Origin of the sequence: Corynebacterium cystitidis, from assembly GCF_900187295.1 — a bacterium.
Taxonomy (GTDB): Bacteria; Actinomycetota; Actinomycetes; order Mycobacteriales; family Mycobacteriaceae; genus Corynebacterium; species Corynebacterium cystitidis.
The window spans coordinates 1,343,778-1,360,753 of the sequence record NZ_LT906473.1; the positions used below are offsets into that span (position 1 = coordinate 1,343,778).

At 58.3% G+C, this 16,976-nt stretch carries 14 protein-coding genes; 1 reads left to right on the forward strand and 13 read right to left on the reverse strand.

What is annotated here, in order from left to right; all coding sequences use genetic code 11:
• Positions 1 to 75: 75 nt before the first annotated feature.
• A complete protein-coding gene (locus CKV99_RS06300; protein ID WP_092257277.1) occupies positions 76 to 1,191 on the forward strand; it encodes an isochorismate synthase in 1,116 nt (371 codons plus the stop codon).
• Between the two features lie 4 nt (positions 1,192 to 1,195).
• On the opposite strand, the gene CKV99_RS06305 is transcribed toward CKV99_RS06300, so the two are convergent.
• The 13 genes from CKV99_RS06305 to CKV99_RS06365 all read right to left on the reverse strand — a co-directional run bounded on the left by CKV99_RS06305 (position 1,196) and on the right by CKV99_RS06365 (position 16,707).
• Complete coding sequence (locus CKV99_RS06305) at positions 1,196 to 1,795, reverse strand: class I SAM-dependent methyltransferase (RefSeq protein WP_157728387.1); 600 nt, start codon at positions 1,793 to 1,795, stop codon at positions 1,196 to 1,198.
• The gene (locus tag CKV99_RS06310; RefSeq protein ID WP_092257271.1) at positions 1,782 to 2,573 is read right to left on the reverse strand and encodes a fumarylacetoacetate hydrolase family protein; all 792 of its coding nucleotides are present in this window, start codon (positions 2,571 to 2,573) and stop codon (positions 1,782 to 1,784) included. Before CKV99_RS06310 ends, CKV99_RS06305 begins: the two co-directional genes overlap by 14 nt.
• A gap of 53 nt (positions 2,574 to 2,626) precedes the next feature.
• Positions 2,627 to 3,208 carry a 3'-5' exonuclease gene (locus tag CKV99_RS06315; protein WP_092257270.1) on the reverse strand — a complete coding sequence of 194 codons (582 nt, stop codon included), beginning with the start codon at positions 3,206 to 3,208 and terminating at the stop codon, positions 2,627 to 2,629.
• The gene (locus tag CKV99_RS06320) at positions 3,208 to 5,088 is read right to left on the reverse strand and encodes a DUF294 nucleotidyltransferase-like domain-containing protein (RefSeq protein ID WP_092257266.1); all 1,881 of its coding nucleotides are present in this window, start codon (positions 5,086 to 5,088) and stop codon (positions 3,208 to 3,210) included. Before CKV99_RS06320 ends, CKV99_RS06315 begins: the two co-directional genes overlap by 1 nt.
• A 40-nt stretch (positions 5,089 to 5,128) precedes the next feature.
• A complete protein-coding gene (locus CKV99_RS06325; RefSeq protein WP_092257263.1) occupies positions 5,129 to 6,658 on the reverse strand; it encodes a cell wall-binding repeat-containing protein in 1,530 nt (509 codons plus the stop codon).
• A 101-nt stretch (positions 6,659 to 6,759) separates the two neighbouring features.
• Positions 6,760 to 7,776, reverse strand: coding sequence for a 3-isopropylmalate dehydrogenase (locus CKV99_RS06330; protein ID WP_092257260.1), 1,017 nt, complete (start codon positions 7,774 to 7,776; stop codon positions 6,760 to 6,762).
• Positions 7,777 to 7,862: 86 nt separating this feature from the next.
• Positions 7,863 to 9,446: a phosphoglycerate dehydrogenase gene (gene serA / locus CKV99_RS06335; RefSeq protein WP_092257257.1), complete on the reverse strand. Its 1,584-nt coding sequence runs from the start codon at positions 9,444 to 9,446 to the stop codon at positions 7,863 to 7,865.
• A gap of 81 nt (positions 9,447 to 9,527) precedes the next feature.
• Positions 9,528 to 10,316 carry a hypothetical protein gene (locus tag CKV99_RS06340; protein ID WP_231910198.1) on the reverse strand — a complete coding sequence of 263 codons (789 nt, stop codon included), beginning with the start codon at positions 10,314 to 10,316 and terminating at the stop codon, positions 9,528 to 9,530.
• Positions 10,317 to 10,362: 46 nt separating this feature from the next.
• Positions 10,363 to 12,117, reverse strand: a complete 1,755-nt coding sequence (locus CKV99_RS06345; protein ID WP_092257252.1) for a GmrSD restriction endonuclease domain-containing protein — start codon at positions 12,115 to 12,117, stop codon at positions 10,363 to 10,365.
• Positions 12,118 to 12,178: 61 nt separating this feature from the next.
• On the reverse strand, positions 12,179 to 13,093 hold the full coding sequence (locus CKV99_RS06350; protein WP_092257249.1) for a cation diffusion facilitator family transporter: 915 nt from the start codon (positions 13,091 to 13,093) through the stop codon (positions 12,179 to 12,181).
• A 118-nt stretch (positions 13,094 to 13,211) separates the two neighbouring features.
• Positions 13,212 to 14,228 carry a ketol-acid reductoisomerase gene (gene ilvC, locus CKV99_RS06355; protein ID WP_092257246.1) on the reverse strand — a complete coding sequence of 339 codons (1,017 nt, stop codon included), beginning with the start codon at positions 14,226 to 14,228 and terminating at the stop codon, positions 13,212 to 13,214.
• A 98-nt stretch (positions 14,229 to 14,326) separates the two neighbouring features.
• Entirely contained in the window at positions 14,327 to 14,836 is a 510-nt protein-coding gene (gene ilvN / locus CKV99_RS06360; protein ID WP_092257243.1) for an acetolactate synthase small subunit, read from the reverse strand.
• Positions 14,837 to 14,838: 2 nt separating this feature from the next.
• Positions 14,839 to 16,707: an acetolactate synthase large subunit gene (locus CKV99_RS06365; RefSeq protein WP_092257240.1), complete on the reverse strand. Its 1,869-nt coding sequence runs from the start codon at positions 16,705 to 16,707 to the stop codon at positions 14,839 to 14,841.
• Between the last annotated feature and the right edge of the window lie 269 nt (positions 16,708 to 16,976).

Genomic DNA, 16,976 nt, shown 5'->3' on the forward strand with positions numbered 1-16,976 from the left:
TCTAGTTCGACGCAGTGCTGCCCGTCGTGCCCCGTGGTTTCGGGCACGGCGGGCCTAAAGCTACACTGGGACCCTATGTGTGCCAACCGACCATCTACCGCGCCCGACTTTCTTTTGTCGCGCGCGCACGGTTCGGTGCGCACTCAGGGTTGCCAGGGCAGTTTCACTGACCCGTGGGAAGCCATCGGCGCTCTCAACAAGGGTGAAGTGGAGATAGTTGTCGGGGCACTCCCTTTCGACAAGGATGCCCCAGCTGCGCTGACGGTTCCGGTCAACATCATCCGGGAGGCTGGCACGCTCGAACCACACCCTTATTACCGGGTCGGCGAGGGATCGTCGTTAAGCGCGAGCGTTTACGGGTTCGATCCAGAACCGTCGGAGCATTTACGGCGCGTGGAAGCAGCGGTAGAAACTATCCGCAATTCAGTGCTGGATAAAGTGGTGCTTGCCCGCGCGGTTGATATTGCGTTCGACCCGCCGGTGGATCCCCGTCTTGTGGCCGCACGCCTGATTGACCTGTCGTATACCCGCGACGGTTTCATTGCTGATCTCACACCCGCCGGCAAAAAGGGCCACATGTTTGTTGGCTCCTCCCCAGAGGTGCTGGTTCGCCGTAAGGGTAACCGTGTGACTTCCTATCCGCTGGCAGGCTCCGCGCCTCGAAATTTTTACGATGCCAACGCCGATGAGGCCGCCGGGCGTGCTCTGGCCAGCTCGGCGAAGGACCACGAAGAACACGCCTACGTCGTCGAGCACATCCGGCGCATCCTTGAACCGCTGTGCGCACACTTGCACATCGCGGAACACCCCAAGCTAGAACGCACCAACGAGATGTGGCACCTCGCCACCCCAGTCGAGGGTGTGCTGAAGGACCCAGTGCCCAATGCGCTGGAGCTAGCCAGCCTGATCTATCCCACCCCGGCGGTGTGCGGTACCCCTACTGAGGCCGCCGAGGCGCTGATTGTCACCGCAGAATCGGACCGTTCTTTCTACGCGGGCACGGTGGGCTGGTGCGACGCGACAGGCGACGGCGAATATATGGTGGCCATCCGCTGTGCCGAGGTCAATGGCGATGGAACCATGGCCCGCGCGTGGGCAGGTGGCGGGCTGGTGGCAGACTCCGACTCAGAAGACGAGCTTGAGGAAACCACGGCCAAGCTGCGCACAATCATGCGCGCGCTCGGCCTCTAGCAGCCTAATTGCGCGTCACGACGAGCACCGAGTCCAGCTTATGGTGCGCTCCTGCGCCTTCGGTCACGTTGCGCTCCACCTCGTCAAGGCGCTGCACAGTCCACCCCGCAGGCAGCATGTCCGCCACCTGCTGCGGGGTGAGGATGTCGCGTGGCGGATCGAATACGTGGTGCACGAATAGCAACGTGCCACCCTCAGCAACAAGAGACACAAGCTTATCGACGTTGCCCTGTTCCTGGCTCAGCGGAACATACATCGCTGCGACGAAGTCAAAAGGCGTGCTAGCAAATTTCTCTGCGGTGCCTTCCAAGTCAAGAGCGTGAAACTCTACGCGAGAATGAGTACCGGGGCTGGCATTGACCGCCGCACGTGCCCGCTCTAAAGCAGACTCGACCGGATCAGTGCCTACGGCATCCCAGCCGTTTTCTGCCAACCACGCTACGTCAGCGCCTTCACCGCAGCCAATGTCAAGGGCGCGGCTGCCATTAAGAGCCGAGGCAACTTGGACAAGCGCCGCATTCGGGTTTCCGGACCACTTCTGGCCCTCCGCGTAGAACTCGGTGAAGTCTTCCACACCGTGGGCGTGCTGGTTATGCTCGCTCAACGGGATTTCCTAACGTTCCTAGTCCTGGGATTTCAACCTCAATATAGTCACCTGGCACCATGGCTGCCGTTCCGGCTGGGGAACCAGTACAGATCACATCACCCGGCAGCAGCGTCATCGACGCGGTGATGAACTCGATGATCTCGCCGAAGTTCATGATCATTTGATCTGAGTTAGAATCCTGCAAGGTCTTGCGCTCCCCATCGTGGGTGAGGTGTGCCTTAATCGGCAGGTTGTCTAGTTCGAATTTGTCCAAGTCCGTCTCAATCCAGGGGCCCAGCGGGCAGAAAGTATCAATGCCCTTGGCACGCGCCCACTGGTGGTCCGCCAACTGCAGGTCGCGCGAGGACACATCGTTGACAATAGTTACACCACGGATCACGCTGCGCCAATCTGCAGCCTTGACTTGTTTGCAGGGCGTGCCGACGACTAAAGCCAGCTCACCTTCAAACTCAACATTGGTGGCAAACTCCGGAATCTTGATTGGTGCCCCAGGGCCCACTACGGCTGTCGGTGGCTTTAGAAACAGAGTCGGTGGCAGGTGTTCAGCCGACTGCTTGAATACCTCTTTCACGTGGTCGGCGTAGTTGCGGCCAATAGCTACGACCTTGCTGGGCAGCATCGGTGCGAGCAGGCGAACGTCGTCAAGAGCCCACTGCTTGCCGGTGTACTCCGGTGCGGTAAACGGGGTTCCCGAAATCTGCTTCGCGGTTGTAGCCTCGTCGTCGATGACGGCGAACGTCATTCCTTCAGGTGTTGCAATTCGTCCAAAGCGCATGCTTGGTAGCCTACCTCACTGAAAAAGGGCTCCAGCTGGTGGCCGGACTCGCCCTACCGGTCCTGATGCGCCGTGATCGCAAGGTACACCTCAGCACACGCGATCGCATCCGTGAGTGCGTTGTGGTTACGGTAGACGGGCAGCCCGTAGCGTGCACGCACCCTGGCTAGCCTCAGGTCTTCCCCGCGGGGATAGGTGGCCATGCGCTCCATGTGACGGCGTTCCATGGCAAAGGTGTCTACTACTTCATCGTGGTGGAACTTCCATGCGGATCCTCGCACCTGCTTGTGTAACTGCGCGAGAAAACCGGTCTCCATCTGCGCGAAATGTGCCAGCAGCCTTCTTCCTTCGAGTGCTTCACACACTGCAGCAAGTACTTCTTCGGCAGGCCTGCCGTCGCGGGCAACATCATCGTCGGTCACCCCGTGGACGGTGGCAGACTCCCCCACTACAGCCCCTTCTACAACCATGTAGCCAGCCTGGCCTAGTTCGATTACCCGGTTGGTCACTGGCACCCAGCCTACCGACACTAGCTGGTCACGGCCTGGTTTCAGCCCTGTTGTTTCCACATCGATGGCAAGGAAGTGATCGTCGTCAAGCGCGCGCCCCGGGCCACGCTGAAACAACCCAAACATCAGATCGTCCTCACAGGGTACTTCGAGGCCAGAGCGTTTTGCATCGATTTTACCACCCCGAATGCATCGCGCAGGTTATCCCGATCCTGGGACGATAACTTGCTTGGCTCAATGCGATAATTCGGGCTTTCCCCGGCCCGAATTTGCTGCGCCTGGTGGCGCATCGTCAGGGTTTGCAAGTAGGCGAAAGCGTCTAAGAGTTCGGCAGCGCCCTTCTCAGAAACACTGTCGCCGGCAGCAGCCTCCAGACGCCTCCGCGTATCGACGACAGGCTGGCCCGCCACGATCGCGTACAGGCGCGCCATCTGCACTATTGCAGCGGTGCCACCTTTTTTAATGTCCAAAGTTGAGGCGTAGTCGCCGGAGCGTTCCACCACAAACCCACGGAAAAACCCAATGGGTGGCTCACGCCTGGCTGACAGCGCCGCCAAATGCGCATGCAAGCGGCGCGACCTGGCGGCCGCACGCACTGCGCTTTCATGAACACGCTCGGCCAGATGCTGGTCCCCGGCGATCGTGCGAAGGTCAAAGAAGATCTGGGCGTTGAGCAATGCTTCAGCCTCAGGCGCAGTCACCCACCCGGTAAACGTCTCATTCCACTGGTGTTCTGTCATGCGCCACTTCGGGTTGGATGCCATCATGTCACCGGGGCAGAGTTTCTGGCCGGCAGCGGCCAACCCCTGGCTTACGAAGGCGGCGAACTCCTGGAAATACTGGCCATGGGTCGCCTCGTCAAAGGAATTGTCCAGCACCAGTGCGTTATCTTGGTCTGAGCCTGGCCCCATCTCTTTGCGGCCTTGCGAACCTACCGCCACGAAGGCGTATGGCACCGGGGCCGGGCCGAGACGCTGCTGCACTAATTCAATGAGGCGACGCGCAATCGTGTCAGCCACACTCGTCATCAGATGGTGGGCCTCTTCTGCCGTTGCCCCGCGGTCCAGGAACTTTGCTGCCACTTCCCCGGCGCGTTCGTAGGCTCCCGCTAACTCGTCCACGTCGGCGCGCGCCAGATCAGCGGCGAGGTAAATCGGGTCTGTTTGCAACTGGCGGAAAATATCGCCACTGGTTAGCATCCCCACCACGCCACCACCTGTGTCCACAACCGGCAAGTGGTGAACACCGAGCTCACTCATCACCAGCATGGCTTCAAAAGTCAGGATTGACGGATCAATAGTTCGCGGATTCGGGGTCATCACCTCGCAAACTGGGGTATCCGCTGAACCTGCGGTGGCCACAATTCGGGAGCGCAGATCCTTATCTGTCAGGATCCCTACAATCGCGCTGAAGTCAGAACTGGTGCCAGCGCCGCCGTCGATGATGATCAGGCTCGAGGCGCGGGCCTCAGTCATGATCGCGGCGGCGTCCTGCACAGTCGTATCCGGCCCGGCGGTAATGGGGGCTCGGCCCTGGATCAAATCAGAAATTGGGGTGCGCAGCACTTCGGCGGCGGCGTCGTCACGGACCTCGTCGGCAGCGACGCGGACGCGGTGAGACTGGGTAGTGAAGTAACGCTTGATGTCAGGGTGTTCGTCGATCAGGCCGATAAACGTCTCGCGTGGCATAGTCAGCAACAAACTGTCTTCTATCGCCACCATGCGGTAGAGGGATTCCGGCTCGCCCACCAGGGTTGAGTAGCCGAAATTGCGCCCCGCATCGCGCCGGTCAAGCAGCAGTCCATCGTCACTGACGATATCCACCGCGCCAGACCGGATCACATACAAGGTGTCATTGACGCTACCGACCGAGACAAGTTCGTCGCCGCGGCGGACATAAATAATGCCCATCTGCCCGGGCAACGCGTCGAGGGTTGCTTCGGGCAGGTGGGCGAAGGGTTCGTGCTCGGCGAGGAAACCGCGGACCTCGTCGAGTTCAACTGTCATAGGGTCACACTAGCGCATTTGTGACCTCCTTAACAGGCTTTTACTGGTATGACACGAACCACGGGCGAGGATTGACGGTTTCGTATGTCTGCTGCGGGGTAAATGTTGGGGTGTCCTCGTCGATAAAGTTCTTCCACGCCATGAACCACTCGTCGGAAAGCCCCTCGCGCAGCGCATTCCAGGTCTCAAACTTCAACTCCGGGGTGCCATGGCCGTCGGCGTGCAGCACAAACGCAAGCTCTGGGTGGGAGGTGTCTACCTGGTCGCGGTCACGAACCATTTGGTGCTGGAATTGGTGCACAACAAACGCCTTCTGGGGCAGGTTGTTCTCACGAGTCAGATCTGCCAGCCACTGCGAAACCTCGTTGATCTCTGCCGCAGTGGTATTGCCGATCCGCTGCATTGGCAGTTCCTCAGGCCCGATCCGCCACTCGGGGTCGATAGCCAACCCCACGTTGGGTCGCTTCAGCAACTCTTCGTAGCGCTTGGCCTGGTCAATGAAAGTCGCACGTCCCGGTTGCAAGTCAAGAACGGCGTAGCCACCAGCCTCAGTAATCGCATCGATATATCCAATGAAGTCCTCGGGCGCACCCTCGTTGGAATAGTCACCATCTTCACCCGCGTACTCGGAAGCAACCGTGACGATAATCTCGAACGCCGGGATCACCGGTTGCTTCTCAAACTGCTGATATTCGGCAATGATTGGCTCCAAGCGTTGCACTGCCTCGGCCGGAGGCTGCTCCCCCATCAAACCGAGGGCACCACCAGACGGATGACCATACAGGGCAATCATCCGGCGTCCCGGGAACACCAACCCGCCACCTCCTGGCAGCTCACCATTGTTGGCCAGCTCCACGCGCTCTGCGTACTGTTCAGTGGAGCCCCATTGCGCCCCCAAAGCTACAGTGTCCTGGGAGGTCACAGTCTTCATCGACTCAGCGGTCATGCGCGGGTCGGCGTAATCTAGCACCAGCACGTCCGCGCCAGCCGAGGTTGCGGTGGCAGCGGCGGCCAGGGAGGTTATGTCGGTAGCCAACATTGGTGGCATTTCCAGCTCATGATTTTTGCCTGCTTCCAGCGCCACGATCTCAGTCACAGCGTCAGAGCCTTCCGGAACCACGATCGGCTCGGTTGCCGGAAGTTCTTCTTCCGCACCTTCTGCGCTGGTGGTACCCGTACCCACTTCTATGACGCGGTGAGCGCCTAGCCGCTCAATCTCTGCGTCAATAACAGCGTCAGTCCCTGCGTGTCGGATCAGCATGGGCGCGCCCAACTTCACAGCGATGGCGGCGGCATGGAGCTGGTCATCGCGTTTCGACGAGGCGACCACCACGGCTTCTGATTGTTCAAAGAGGCGCTGCGACACTTCTGCACCGGTACCGTCCGGGTCAGCGAGCACCTCTGGGCCCTGAGTCTCGAGCGCCGGCGTATTCTCGCCCTGAGCGTTCTTGCCGCCTTCTGCTCCACCATTACTTCCACTTCCACCATTGTTGCTACACGAGGTGAGTGACAATGCTCCGGAGAGGATGAGGGCGGTCGCTGCGCGGGCGCGTGGGGAAATTCGGCGCATGAAAAACCTTTCCAACGGGATCCAGAAACACGGGAGTATTAACAAGAATGCACCCTTGCCGTTTAATTAGCAAGGGTGCATAAGACAACGGTATCTACAGATTAACGCAACGCCACAGCGATTCGGTCACCGACCTCCGCAGTGACCACAGCAGTCTCGGTGCGCGCCGACACATCAGCAGCCACAGCCTCCTCAATTCGCACGGCTTCATCCTCATCGCCCAGCCACCGCAACATCATTGCAACAGACAAGATCATCGCCGTGGGGTCTGCAATCCCTTTGCCCGCAATATCTGGGGCAGATCCGTGGACTGGTTCGAACATGGATGGGTTTGCTTTAGACGCGTCGATATTGCCGGACGACGCAAGACCTACCCCACCAGCGACTGCACCAGCTAGGTCGGTGATGATATCGCCGAACAGGTTGTCGGTGACGATCACGTCATAGCGCGAAGGGTCCGTCACAAGGTAGATGGTCGCCGCATCGATGTGGTTGTAGTCCACCTCAACTTCAGGAAACTCTTGAGCAACATCATTGACGGTGTTCTGCCACAAAGTACCGGCGTTGACCAACACGTTGGTCTTGTGCACCAAGGTCAGCTTCTTGTTGCGGTTCATGGCAGCTTCGAACGCGTAGCGCACGGTGCGCTCAACCCCATAGCGGGTGTTCTGGGATACCTCAGAGGCCACCTCATGTGGGGTTCCCTGGCGCAGAGTTCCACCATTTCCGCAGTACAGTCCTTCGGTTCCTTCGCGAACCACGACAAAGTCAATATCGCCAGGGTTGGCCAACGGGCTCACTGAGGTTGGATACAGCTTGGAGGGGCGCAGGTTGACAAAGTGATCCAACTTAAACCGCATCTGCAGTAGCAGTCCACGTTCCAGAATTCCTGGAGCCACCTTGTCCGGATCCCCAATGGCACCCAGCAAAATCGCGTCATGCTCACGCAGACTGGCTAGGTCATCGTCGGTAAGCAATTCGCCGTTTTTGAGGTAACGGCGCGCACCCAGGTCGTACTCGGTAGTCTCCACGTCATCACGTACAGCGCTGAGCACCTTCAGGCCCTCGGCCATGACTTCAGGGCCGATACCGTCGCCACCAATGACTGCAATTTTCATCTTTTACGATGTCCTTTCCAACCGTCCGATTTCTGCCCAAATCCTAGCAGCAGTCTCGACACAGCCTGCGATGACAGTCTGCGATCCTAGTCCAGGTTCAACTGCAGCGAGTTCGCGCCCACGGTCGCCGCCACTGCTTCCTCGAGTTCCTCCGGCACCTCACGCTCAACACGCAGGATCAAAATGGCACCGTCACCCTTCGATGCCTGCGTCAGGGCTGCGGCCTCAATATTGATATCTGCCTCACCCAGCTTCGAGCCAACCTTCCCCAAGGCACCAGGCTGGTCGGTGTAGCGCAGGAAGAGGTTTTGCCCCTCGGCGCGCATATCGACGCCACGGCCGTTGATGCGCACAATCTTTTCGATGCGCTCAAGACCGGTCAACGCGCCACGCACAGAGGCGGTTTCACCAGAAGCGGACACAGCTTGAACCTCGATGACGGAGCGGTGGGTCTCAGACTCAGTCTCTGTATCCACGCTATATTCCACACCACGCGCCTCAGCGAGCTGCGGGGCGTTCACGAATGTCACAGGCTCATCAGTAACGCCCGAAAACAGGCCGCGAACAGCGGAGAGCGCGAGAACGTCGACGTCTTCGGTGGACAATTCGCCGCGTGCGGTCACCTTCAGGGACACAGCTGCCTCGTCGAGCAGCTTGCCCGCAACCAGACCCAGCTTGCGCGCCAACTCCAACCAGGCAGAAACCTCCTCGCCGACCGAACCGCCGGACACGTTAACAGCGTCAGGCACAAACTCGCCAGCCAATGCCTTAAGCACAGAGTCTGCTACGTCGGTACCTGCACGGTCCTGCGCTTCCACGGTGGATGCACCCAAGTGCGGGGTAACAACAACCTCGTCGAGAGCAAACAGCGGGCTGTCGGTGCAAGGTTCGGTTTCATAAACATCGAAACCTGCGCCACGAATGTGTCCCGAAGTGATCGCATCAGCAAGAGCCTGCTCGTCGACAAGCCCGCCACGCGCCGCGTTGATGATGATCTGGCCCTTCTTCGCCTTTGCCAGCAAATCCGCATCGAACATGCCCGCAGTTTCCTTGGTCTTCGGCAGGTGAATGGTGACAAAGTCAGCACGCGCCATCAAGTCTTCAAGCTCAACAAGCTCGACACCCATCTGCGCTGCACGCGACGGGTTGGCATAGGGATCGTACGCAATGATCGTGGTTTCGAAAGACTGCAGGCGTTGTGCGAACAGTTGGCCGATATGGCCGAAACCAACGATGCCAACGGTCTTGCCGAAGATCTCCACACCTTTAAAAGAGGACCGCTTCCACTCGGCGTCGCGCAGAGTCTTATCCGCAGCGGGGATCTGGCGCGCAGTGGACAGCAGCAACGCAATCGCGTGCTCACATGCAGAGTGAATATTGGAGGTTGGCGCATTGGCAACCATCACACCGCGCTCAGTTGCTGCCTCGATATCCACGTTGTCCAGGCCCACACCAGCGCGGCCAACGATCTTCAGGTTGGTTGCGGCTTCGAGGACTTCTCGGTCAACGGTGGTTGCGGAACGCACCAGCAATGCGTCTGCCTCAGGAACAGCGGCGAGGAGCTCGGGGCGGTTAGGTCCATCAACCCAACGGACCTCTACGGCATCTCCTAGTGCGTCGACGGTAGATTGTGCAAGCTTGTCAGCGATAAGCACGACGGGTTTAGTCACGAAATTGTCTCCTGAGATCACTAAAGATAGTCGGTGGCGAACTGCCGAAGCTATAATACCCCCACACCCTGCTCACGTGGTTCATTCCGCCCGAATTCTGGCCTCACCCGCGCGGATTCGCGCCGCCAGGCCCTCCGCGGTCCCGAACTCCTGCCCCAAGGCAAGCAAAGGCCGGTTGGATAATCCGATCAATTGCCGCAGTGTATCGCGGCTTCTCACCGGATTGGGGTCAACCACAAGGCTGACGTGAGCACCGAAGCTCCGGGCATTTGTGACAGCTGCGAGATCGGATTCTGCCAACGCCACCACCTTCGGGGCCATATCTGCATCGCGCGGAGCTTGCGCTGGAAACGGCTGTGCTTCAGCACGTGGGCCAACAACCGGATCAGCCCAGGTGGCCCGCAACCACACGGGGTGATCTTCGTCGGCACCTGCGATGGCTGCTACCGCCGATCCAGGGTGGTCCACGTCAACAACATCGAAGGCCAGGGCAGTCATCTCCCCAAGCGCTTCCCATCCTCCCGGGTCACGGATCACCCGCACCGTACCCTGCGCCGGAGCAAGAGACACCAAGCCCACAGTAAGAATCGTGTGAGCCCGAAGCCTCTCAATCTCATTGACAATGTCCCGGTGCTTGTCAGGTTTGTACACCAGCATCGGGGCGTGCGCCACCATCGCAATCGAGGCGCCACGCAAACCAGCGGTCACAGTCTCATCGACCACAATGACTGTTTCTGAACTCTCGAAAAAGAGCCGCGATGTCTCAAACCCAAATGGGTCTTCAATAACCACAGGATGGTCCGGAAAATCTTTGCTGACCGAACGGTTCTGGTTGGTTGCGCGCGCTCGGTCAATCGGATCCAGCTCCACCTCCGGTGCACACCCACCAAGGAGGGCCGCGCAGATAATTAGAGCGCTAAGTCTCCGCACCATCTCGGATCACAGGTTTGTCCATGGCGTATTCCACCATGCCGACGAAGCGTTCGCGACGGTCCTCGAAAAACTCGTGGCACTGGGTGCCAAATAGATGCTCTGGCTGCAGCTCATGGGTTGCTAGCACTGCGTCGAACTCATCGTCTTCCATAATGGACTTCGACTGGATACGGCGCAGGTAACGCTTGGGTTCTCCCCCATCAAGCATGATTTCCGTTCTTTTGCCCATTGGCGTGCGGTTCAGCACCGAGACGGCAAGCTCAGGCGCGATTCCCTGCTGCTCACAGCACTGTTGTGGGAAGATCTGGCAAAAGCCGGGTTCGAGTTCTCGAAGCGTTTCTTGATTGAATTGGTCACCAGTGCGCCAGTCCCGCGCACCGCGCGCCATTAGTAGCGCATAGATACCGCGGTATACTCCAGAGTCCTTCGTGGCGGAAACCAGACGCGATTCGTGGAATTCCGCGTCGCGTACCGTCTTGGGCACTTCGTCAGTGTCGCCCTTCATCCAGGCTGTGACCTGATCCGTATCGCGGCCAGCACGGGTGGTTGGCGCGGACGCGCCGTACAGCTCCCCAAACACGCCCGACCAGAACCATTGATTCAGCCGGTCACGGGCCTGAATATTGTCTAGAATACCGGGGGTTTCTGCTAGGCGAGCAAGCAGGACAGCCAGAGGGACAAGCTGGGCTGTGTACGGTACCTGATCGGTGGTCAGGATGCACCGCTTTGCGAGGAACACCGCTGCCTGATCAAACGCGTTGACCAGCTCTGCCGAGGCGCTGAGATAGTCGGACAAGGTGAGGTTGAGGATGTCACCACGGTGTCCGGTCGCCTGGCCCTTGCGGCCAGTGACCAGCAGGGATACCGCACGCAGGAAGCTGATGCGCCCAATCCCGTCGAGTGCCGGATGTTGGCGCAGGTGCTTTTCTATATCTGCCCAGTGGTCTGCCAAACTGAAGTTCGGATCCTCGTTAGCAAACACTGCGGTGAGCAATTCAAACACGTCCATCCGGTGGCCGGATGAATTTGCGTGGGCAAAGATCTGGCCTACACCGGACTGTGGTGTGTCCCGGTTCAGTCGAATCATCGGAATGTAATAACCCGAAACGGCGCGCAGCACACGATTATGAAACTTCTTTACGTCCTCGCGGATCTGTGTGTCGTCAGAATGCGCCGCCATCTCAAACAGCAGGTCATTGCCTTCTTCATGCAACAGGTAGGAAACTGGAACGACGTAGTTGTTCAACAGATCTTCGCGGGTCAAAAGCCCCTGCGGAATGCTCGGCCCGAAGTGGGAGCGCACCTGGCCTTCCTCATCCACAGAGAAAACAGCTTCGTCGGGAAGTGTCTCTGCACTTACGGCCAGGCGGACGTCAACATAAAAGCGGCGGCGAATTGGCTGATCGCGATAGTCGACCGTGTCGACAAAACCATCACCTTGCAGCGCGTGATACAAGACGGTTACGCGTTGGTGCCCGTCGAGCAACAGCAGCCCTGGGTCCACATTACGGTCTGGGGCGCGCTTGACCGGAACAGGTTTGAACCTGGTGGGGGTATTGCGGGTATCCAGGGCGAGCAGCGATCCGATAGGATAGCCACGCAACACGGCCCCGATGACTGATCGGATTCTGTCTAATGTCCAGATCAGGTCGTGTTGAAAATCAGGCAGCTGCAGTTCATTGCGATCGATACGATCAAATAGGTCTGGTAGAGAGTAGCTTGGTGTGGTAAAACCCATGTAGCCTACCTTAGCGCCCCACACCCGGTTCCGCGCACCCACACCCGGTTTGATCGCATCTTTAACACACGTGTTCGTGATCCAGATGCTCTGGGTGCTCGATCTGTATCGTCGAATGCTGGATTCCATGCCCCCGCAGCCGTGCTTGCACAGCATCAAGTATCGGCCCTGTGCAGGCACCATGCGGTACGACGAGGTGGCATGTTGCCAGCGCTTCCGTCCCACTTGTTGACCACACGTGCAGATCATGTACCGCTTCCACACCGTCTAATGTGGCAAGATCGCGTTGGATGGTATCGATGTCCACCCCGTCTGGGACTTGATCCAAGAGCACGCGTAACGACGCAAGCAGTAACTTGACTGCGCGAGGCAATACCAGGGCGGCGATGGCCACAGATGCCACCGTGTCTGCCCAGGTGAAACCGGTGAAATGAATGACTGCCGCGGCTCCGATCACGGCGATGGAACCTAATAAGTCCGCAATCACGTGAAGAAATGCCCCTTCGACGTTGAGAGAATGACGGCGCTGCCGGGAAAGCACCCACGCAGAGGCAGCATTAGCGAGCAACCCCACAACGGCTACCGAAAACATCAAGCCGACGCGGATCTCTGTGTCCGAACCGACGCGCATGACCGATTCAACCACGATCCACACCGACATTATTATCACTGTGACGGCATTTATCGCTGCAGCCATCACTTCAACGCCGCGGTAGCCGTATGTTGCACGGCGAGACGCAGCTTTTCGCCCCACAAACACTGCAATAACCGCCATGATGAGGCCGGTGGCATCGGCCAGCATGTGCATGGCATCGGCAAGCAGTGCCATAGATCCAGAAATGACACCACCAATGAGCTCGGCAAAAAATACCACGGACGTTAGCGTCAACGCGGTTACTAGAGCACGCATCGACGCCGTCTGAAGGTCTTCGGCGTGAGCATGAGCATGTCCACCCTGGTGATCGTGAATAGCCATGCCTTAAAGACTACCCAGACAAACCCTTATTGACAAGCTTTTGAAAACCTACTGGTGGGAACGATAACGCCCCACACAACCTCCGTTGGTTGTGTGGGGCGCCCGGCAGAAAAACGAATTAGTGAGCGGTGTCGGTCAACTCAACCTTGACCCAGCTCATCATGTCGCGCAGCTTCGCACCGGTCTCCTCAATTGGGTGCTCAGCGTTTTCCTTGCGCAGACCCTCAAGCTCCTTGTTGCCACCTTCAATGTTGGCCAGCAGGCGCTTGGTGAAGGTGCCGTCCTGAATGTCGGTGAGAATATCCTTCATGCGTTCCTTCGCACCTGCGTCAATGACGCGAGGGCCGGAGAGGTAGCCACCAAACTCAGCGGTATCAGACACGGAGTAGTTCATGTTGGCAATGCCACCCTCGAACATCAGGTCCACGATCAGCTTCAACTCATGCAGCACCTCGAAGTAGGCCATCTCTGGCTCGTAGCCAGCCTCGGTGAGAACCTCGAAACCGATCTTGACTAGTTCCTCTGTGCCACCGCACAGCACAGCCTGCTCACCGAACAGGTCGGTGACAGTCTCCGCCTCGAAGGTGGTTGGGATAACACCCGCACGGCCACCACCGATTGCGGAAGCATATGACAGAGCCAAAGCCTGGCCATTGCCCTCTGGGTCTTGATCGATAGCGATCAAGCAAGGAACACCCTTGCCGTCAACGTACTGGCGACGTACCAGGTGACCTGGGCCCTTCGGCGCAACCATGCCAACCACGATATTGTCTTCTGGCTTGATCAAGTCAAAGTGGATGTTCAGGCCGTGGCCAAAGAATAACGCGTTACCCGGCTTGAGGTTGGGCTCAATATCCCGCTCGAAGATCTGCGCTTGGGAGGTGTCTGGAGCAAGCAGCATCACAACGTCAGCCCAAGCGGACGCATCCGCGTTGCTCTTGACCTCGAAGCCGGCTTCCTTCGCCTTCTCAGCAGACTTGGAGCCGTCGCGCAAGCCGATGACGACCTCGACACCGGAGTCACGCAGGTTCATTGCGTGTGCGTGGCCCTGGGAACCATAGCCAATGATGGCCACCTTCTTGCCCTGGATGATGGACAGATCAGCATCGTCGTCGTAAAAGACCTCAATTGCCATGAGTGTTGCACTCACCTTTCTTAGATTTAAAGTTCTTAGTGGCCGATTATGCCACGAAATAGTTTTGTGTCAGCGATCAGTTAACAGCAATTTGCCGTTTACTTCGAAGGCGCCATCGTCTTCGGGCCACGGTTCAACGCAATCTCACCGGAGCGAATCAGCTCACGGATCCCAAACGGCTCAAGCACGTCCAAGAAAGCCTTGAGTTTGCTAGGTGTACCGGTTGCCTCTATGACAACGGAATCCTGGGCGACGTCGACAATGCGCGCACGGAAGATGTTCGCGGCATCGACCACCTGTGGCCGGTTCGAATTAGTCGCGTTGACCTTCACCAGCATCAACGAACGAGCAATAGTAGTCTCGTCTTCAAGTCGGACCACCTTGATCACCGGAATAATCTTGTTGAGCTGCTTGGTCATCTGCTCAATCTGATGATCGGTGGCATCAACAACGATAGTTAAGCGGTTTAAGCCCTCAGTCTCCGTCTTCGCAGACACCAACGACACCAGGTTGAAGCCACGGCGGGTAAACATCGCCGTCACACGAGAGATAATGCCGTCGACGTCCTGGACCTGGACAGACAGGATGTTGCGAGTGATCTCGTTCATGGTTAGTTCTCCTTCTGCTGTGCAGCGTCGTCGATGGCTTCGTCGATGTCTGCCGGAGCAGCCGCCGCCGAATCCTCGTTTTCGAAGAATGGGCGCAGGCCTCGGGCATACTCGATATCCGAGTTGGAGGAGCCGGCAGCAATCATCGGCCACACCTGTGCGTCCTCACCCACGACAAAGTCAATGACAACGGGACGATCGTTAATTTCGCGCGCACGCTGAATTGCCGGCAGCACTTCCTCTTCCTTGGTCACCCGGATTGCCTCAGCACCGAGCGCCTCTGCTAGCTGCAGGAAATCTGGCACGTAGTGAGTGTCCTGGTGCAATTTGGTGTTGGAGTAGTGCCCCTCATAAAACAGAGTCTGCCACTGGCGGACCATGCCGAGGTTGCCGTTGTTAATCAAAGCAACCTTAATGGGGAATCCCTCAACTGCTGCAGTGGTGATTTCCTGGTTAGTCATCTGGAAGCAACCATCCCCATCGATAGCCCACACTTCTTTATCTGGGCACGCAGCCTTAGCACCCACGGCTGCCGGGATGGCGTAGCCCATCGTCCCCAGACCGCCAGAGTTCAACCACGTACGTGGGTTTTCAAAATCCACGAACTGTGCGGCCCACATCTGATGTTGGCCCACACCAGCAACGTAGATTGCTTCCGGGCCTGCTTCCCTACTCAAGGTCTCGATGACAAATTGCGGAGACAAAGAGCCGTCATCTTGCGGATCGTAGCCGCGGGGGAAACGTTCCTTCAGCCCGTGTAGGTAGTCAACCCACGGCTTGATCTGGGGCTTGTCCACCTTCTTGGACTTCTCAAAGGTAGACAGAAGAGCGTGCAGCGTCTCCTTGGCGTCGCCCACAATCGGCACATCAACGGCGCGGATCTTCCCAATTTCTGCTGGGTCAACGTCAGCATGGATTACCTTCGCACCCGGCGCAAACGCATCAGGGTCGCCGGTCACGCGGTCGTCGAAACGTGCGCCGATAGTAATCAGGAGATCCGATTCCTGCATCGCGCCAACAGCAGGGACGGAACCGTGCATCCCGGGCATTCCCATGTGCAATTCGTGGGAATCTGGGAAGGCACCCAGGGCCATCAGGGTAGTCACCACAGGGATTCCGGTATAGTCGACGAACTTGCGCAGTTGCTCGTGTGCATTGGCCTTGATCACACCACCGCCTATATAGAGCACTGGGCGTTCAGACTGGGCGATCAGCTGAACCGCCTGAGACACCTGCCGGGAGTGCGGAGTGGTCACCGGCTTATAGCCCGGCAAATCGATGGCCGGCGGCCAGACAAAGTCGATCTCCTGGTTTTGAACATCCTTAGGCACGTCGACAAGCACCGGGCCTGGACGGCCGGTTTCTGCCAGATGGAACGCAGCTGCGATAGCCTCCGGAATATCGTTGGCGTCGGTCACCATGAAGTTGTGCTTGGTAATCGGCATGGTCACGCCGCGGATATCGGCTTCCTGGAAGGCATCAGTACCCAGCAGCGAGGAACCCACCTGGCCGGTAATGGCCACGATCGGAACGGAGTCGAGGTTGGCGTCGGCAAGTGCGGTCACCAGATTCGTAGCACCGGGGCCGGAAGTAGCGATGCACACACCGACGCGGCCGGACGCAAGCGCGTACCCCTCGGCTGCGTGACCCGCACCCTGCTCGTGACGGACGAGCACGTGACGCAGGTCCTTTGCGGCGTACAGCGCATCGTAAAGCGGGAGCACCGCTCCGCCGGGAAGCCCGAACACGAGGTCGGTGCCCAACGCCTCAAGGCTGCGGACGATCGCTTCGGCACCGGTCATGCGCTCTGAACCAGCACCAGCCGCCTTCTTGGCGGCCGTTGCCGGCGATGGCTTAAATGAAGCTGCCACTGTCTATAGCTCCTTAAATAAAAGAGTCGAAAAGTTAAACGTTTCATCGCCTCCTGGGTGTGGGGGCGACATTGTTTAGCCGTATGATGCGCGACCACATAACAAAGCCCTCGTACAGGCACTGTGGGTGGGTGCTGTCGAGGGCGCTTGTCACAACGACGAGAAGTGATTTCTCACCGTCACGGCAGGCGCCGCGTCGGTACCACTACTAGTCGCAAAATGATCATGAGCTAAATCATACACGGTTCACAGAAACTTACACGTATTAG

Coding starts and splice junctions, on each gene's coding strand:
- CKV99_RS06325 (WP_092257263.1), bottom strand. CDS start 6,658: ATGCGCCGAATTTCCCCACGCGCCCGCGCAGCGACCGCCCTCATCCTC.
- CKV99_RS06350 (WP_092257249.1), bottom strand. CDS start 13,093: ATGGCTATTCACGATCACCAGGGTGGACATGCTCATGCTCACGCCGAA.
- CKV99_RS06310 (WP_092257271.1), bottom strand. CDS start 2,573: ATGCGCTTTGGACGAATTGCAACACCTGAAGGAATGACGTTCGCCGTC.
- ilvN (WP_092257243.1), bottom strand. CDS start 14,836: ATGAACGAGATCACTCGCAACATCCTGTCTGTCCAGGTCCAGGACGTC.
- CKV99_RS06330 (WP_092257260.1), bottom strand. CDS start 7,776: ATGAAAATTGCAGTCATTGGTGGCGACGGTATCGGCCCTGAAGTCATG.
- CKV99_RS06320 (WP_092257266.1), bottom strand. CDS start 5,088: ATGACAGTTGAACTCGACGAGGTCCGCGGTTTCCTCGCCGAGCACGAA.
- ilvC (WP_092257246.1), bottom strand. CDS start 14,228: ATGGCAATTGAGGTCTTTTACGACGACGATGCTGATCTGTCCATCATC.
- CKV99_RS06315 (WP_092257270.1), bottom strand. CDS start 3,208: ATGTTTGGGTTGTTTCAGCGTGGCCCGGGGCGCGCGCTTGACGACGAT.
- CKV99_RS06300 (WP_092257277.1), top strand. CDS start 76: ATGTGTGCCAACCGACCATCTACCGCGCCCGACTTTCTTTTGTCGCGC.
- CKV99_RS06345 (WP_092257252.1), bottom strand. CDS start 12,117: ATGGGTTTTACCACACCAAGCTACTCTCTACCAGACCTATTTGATCGT.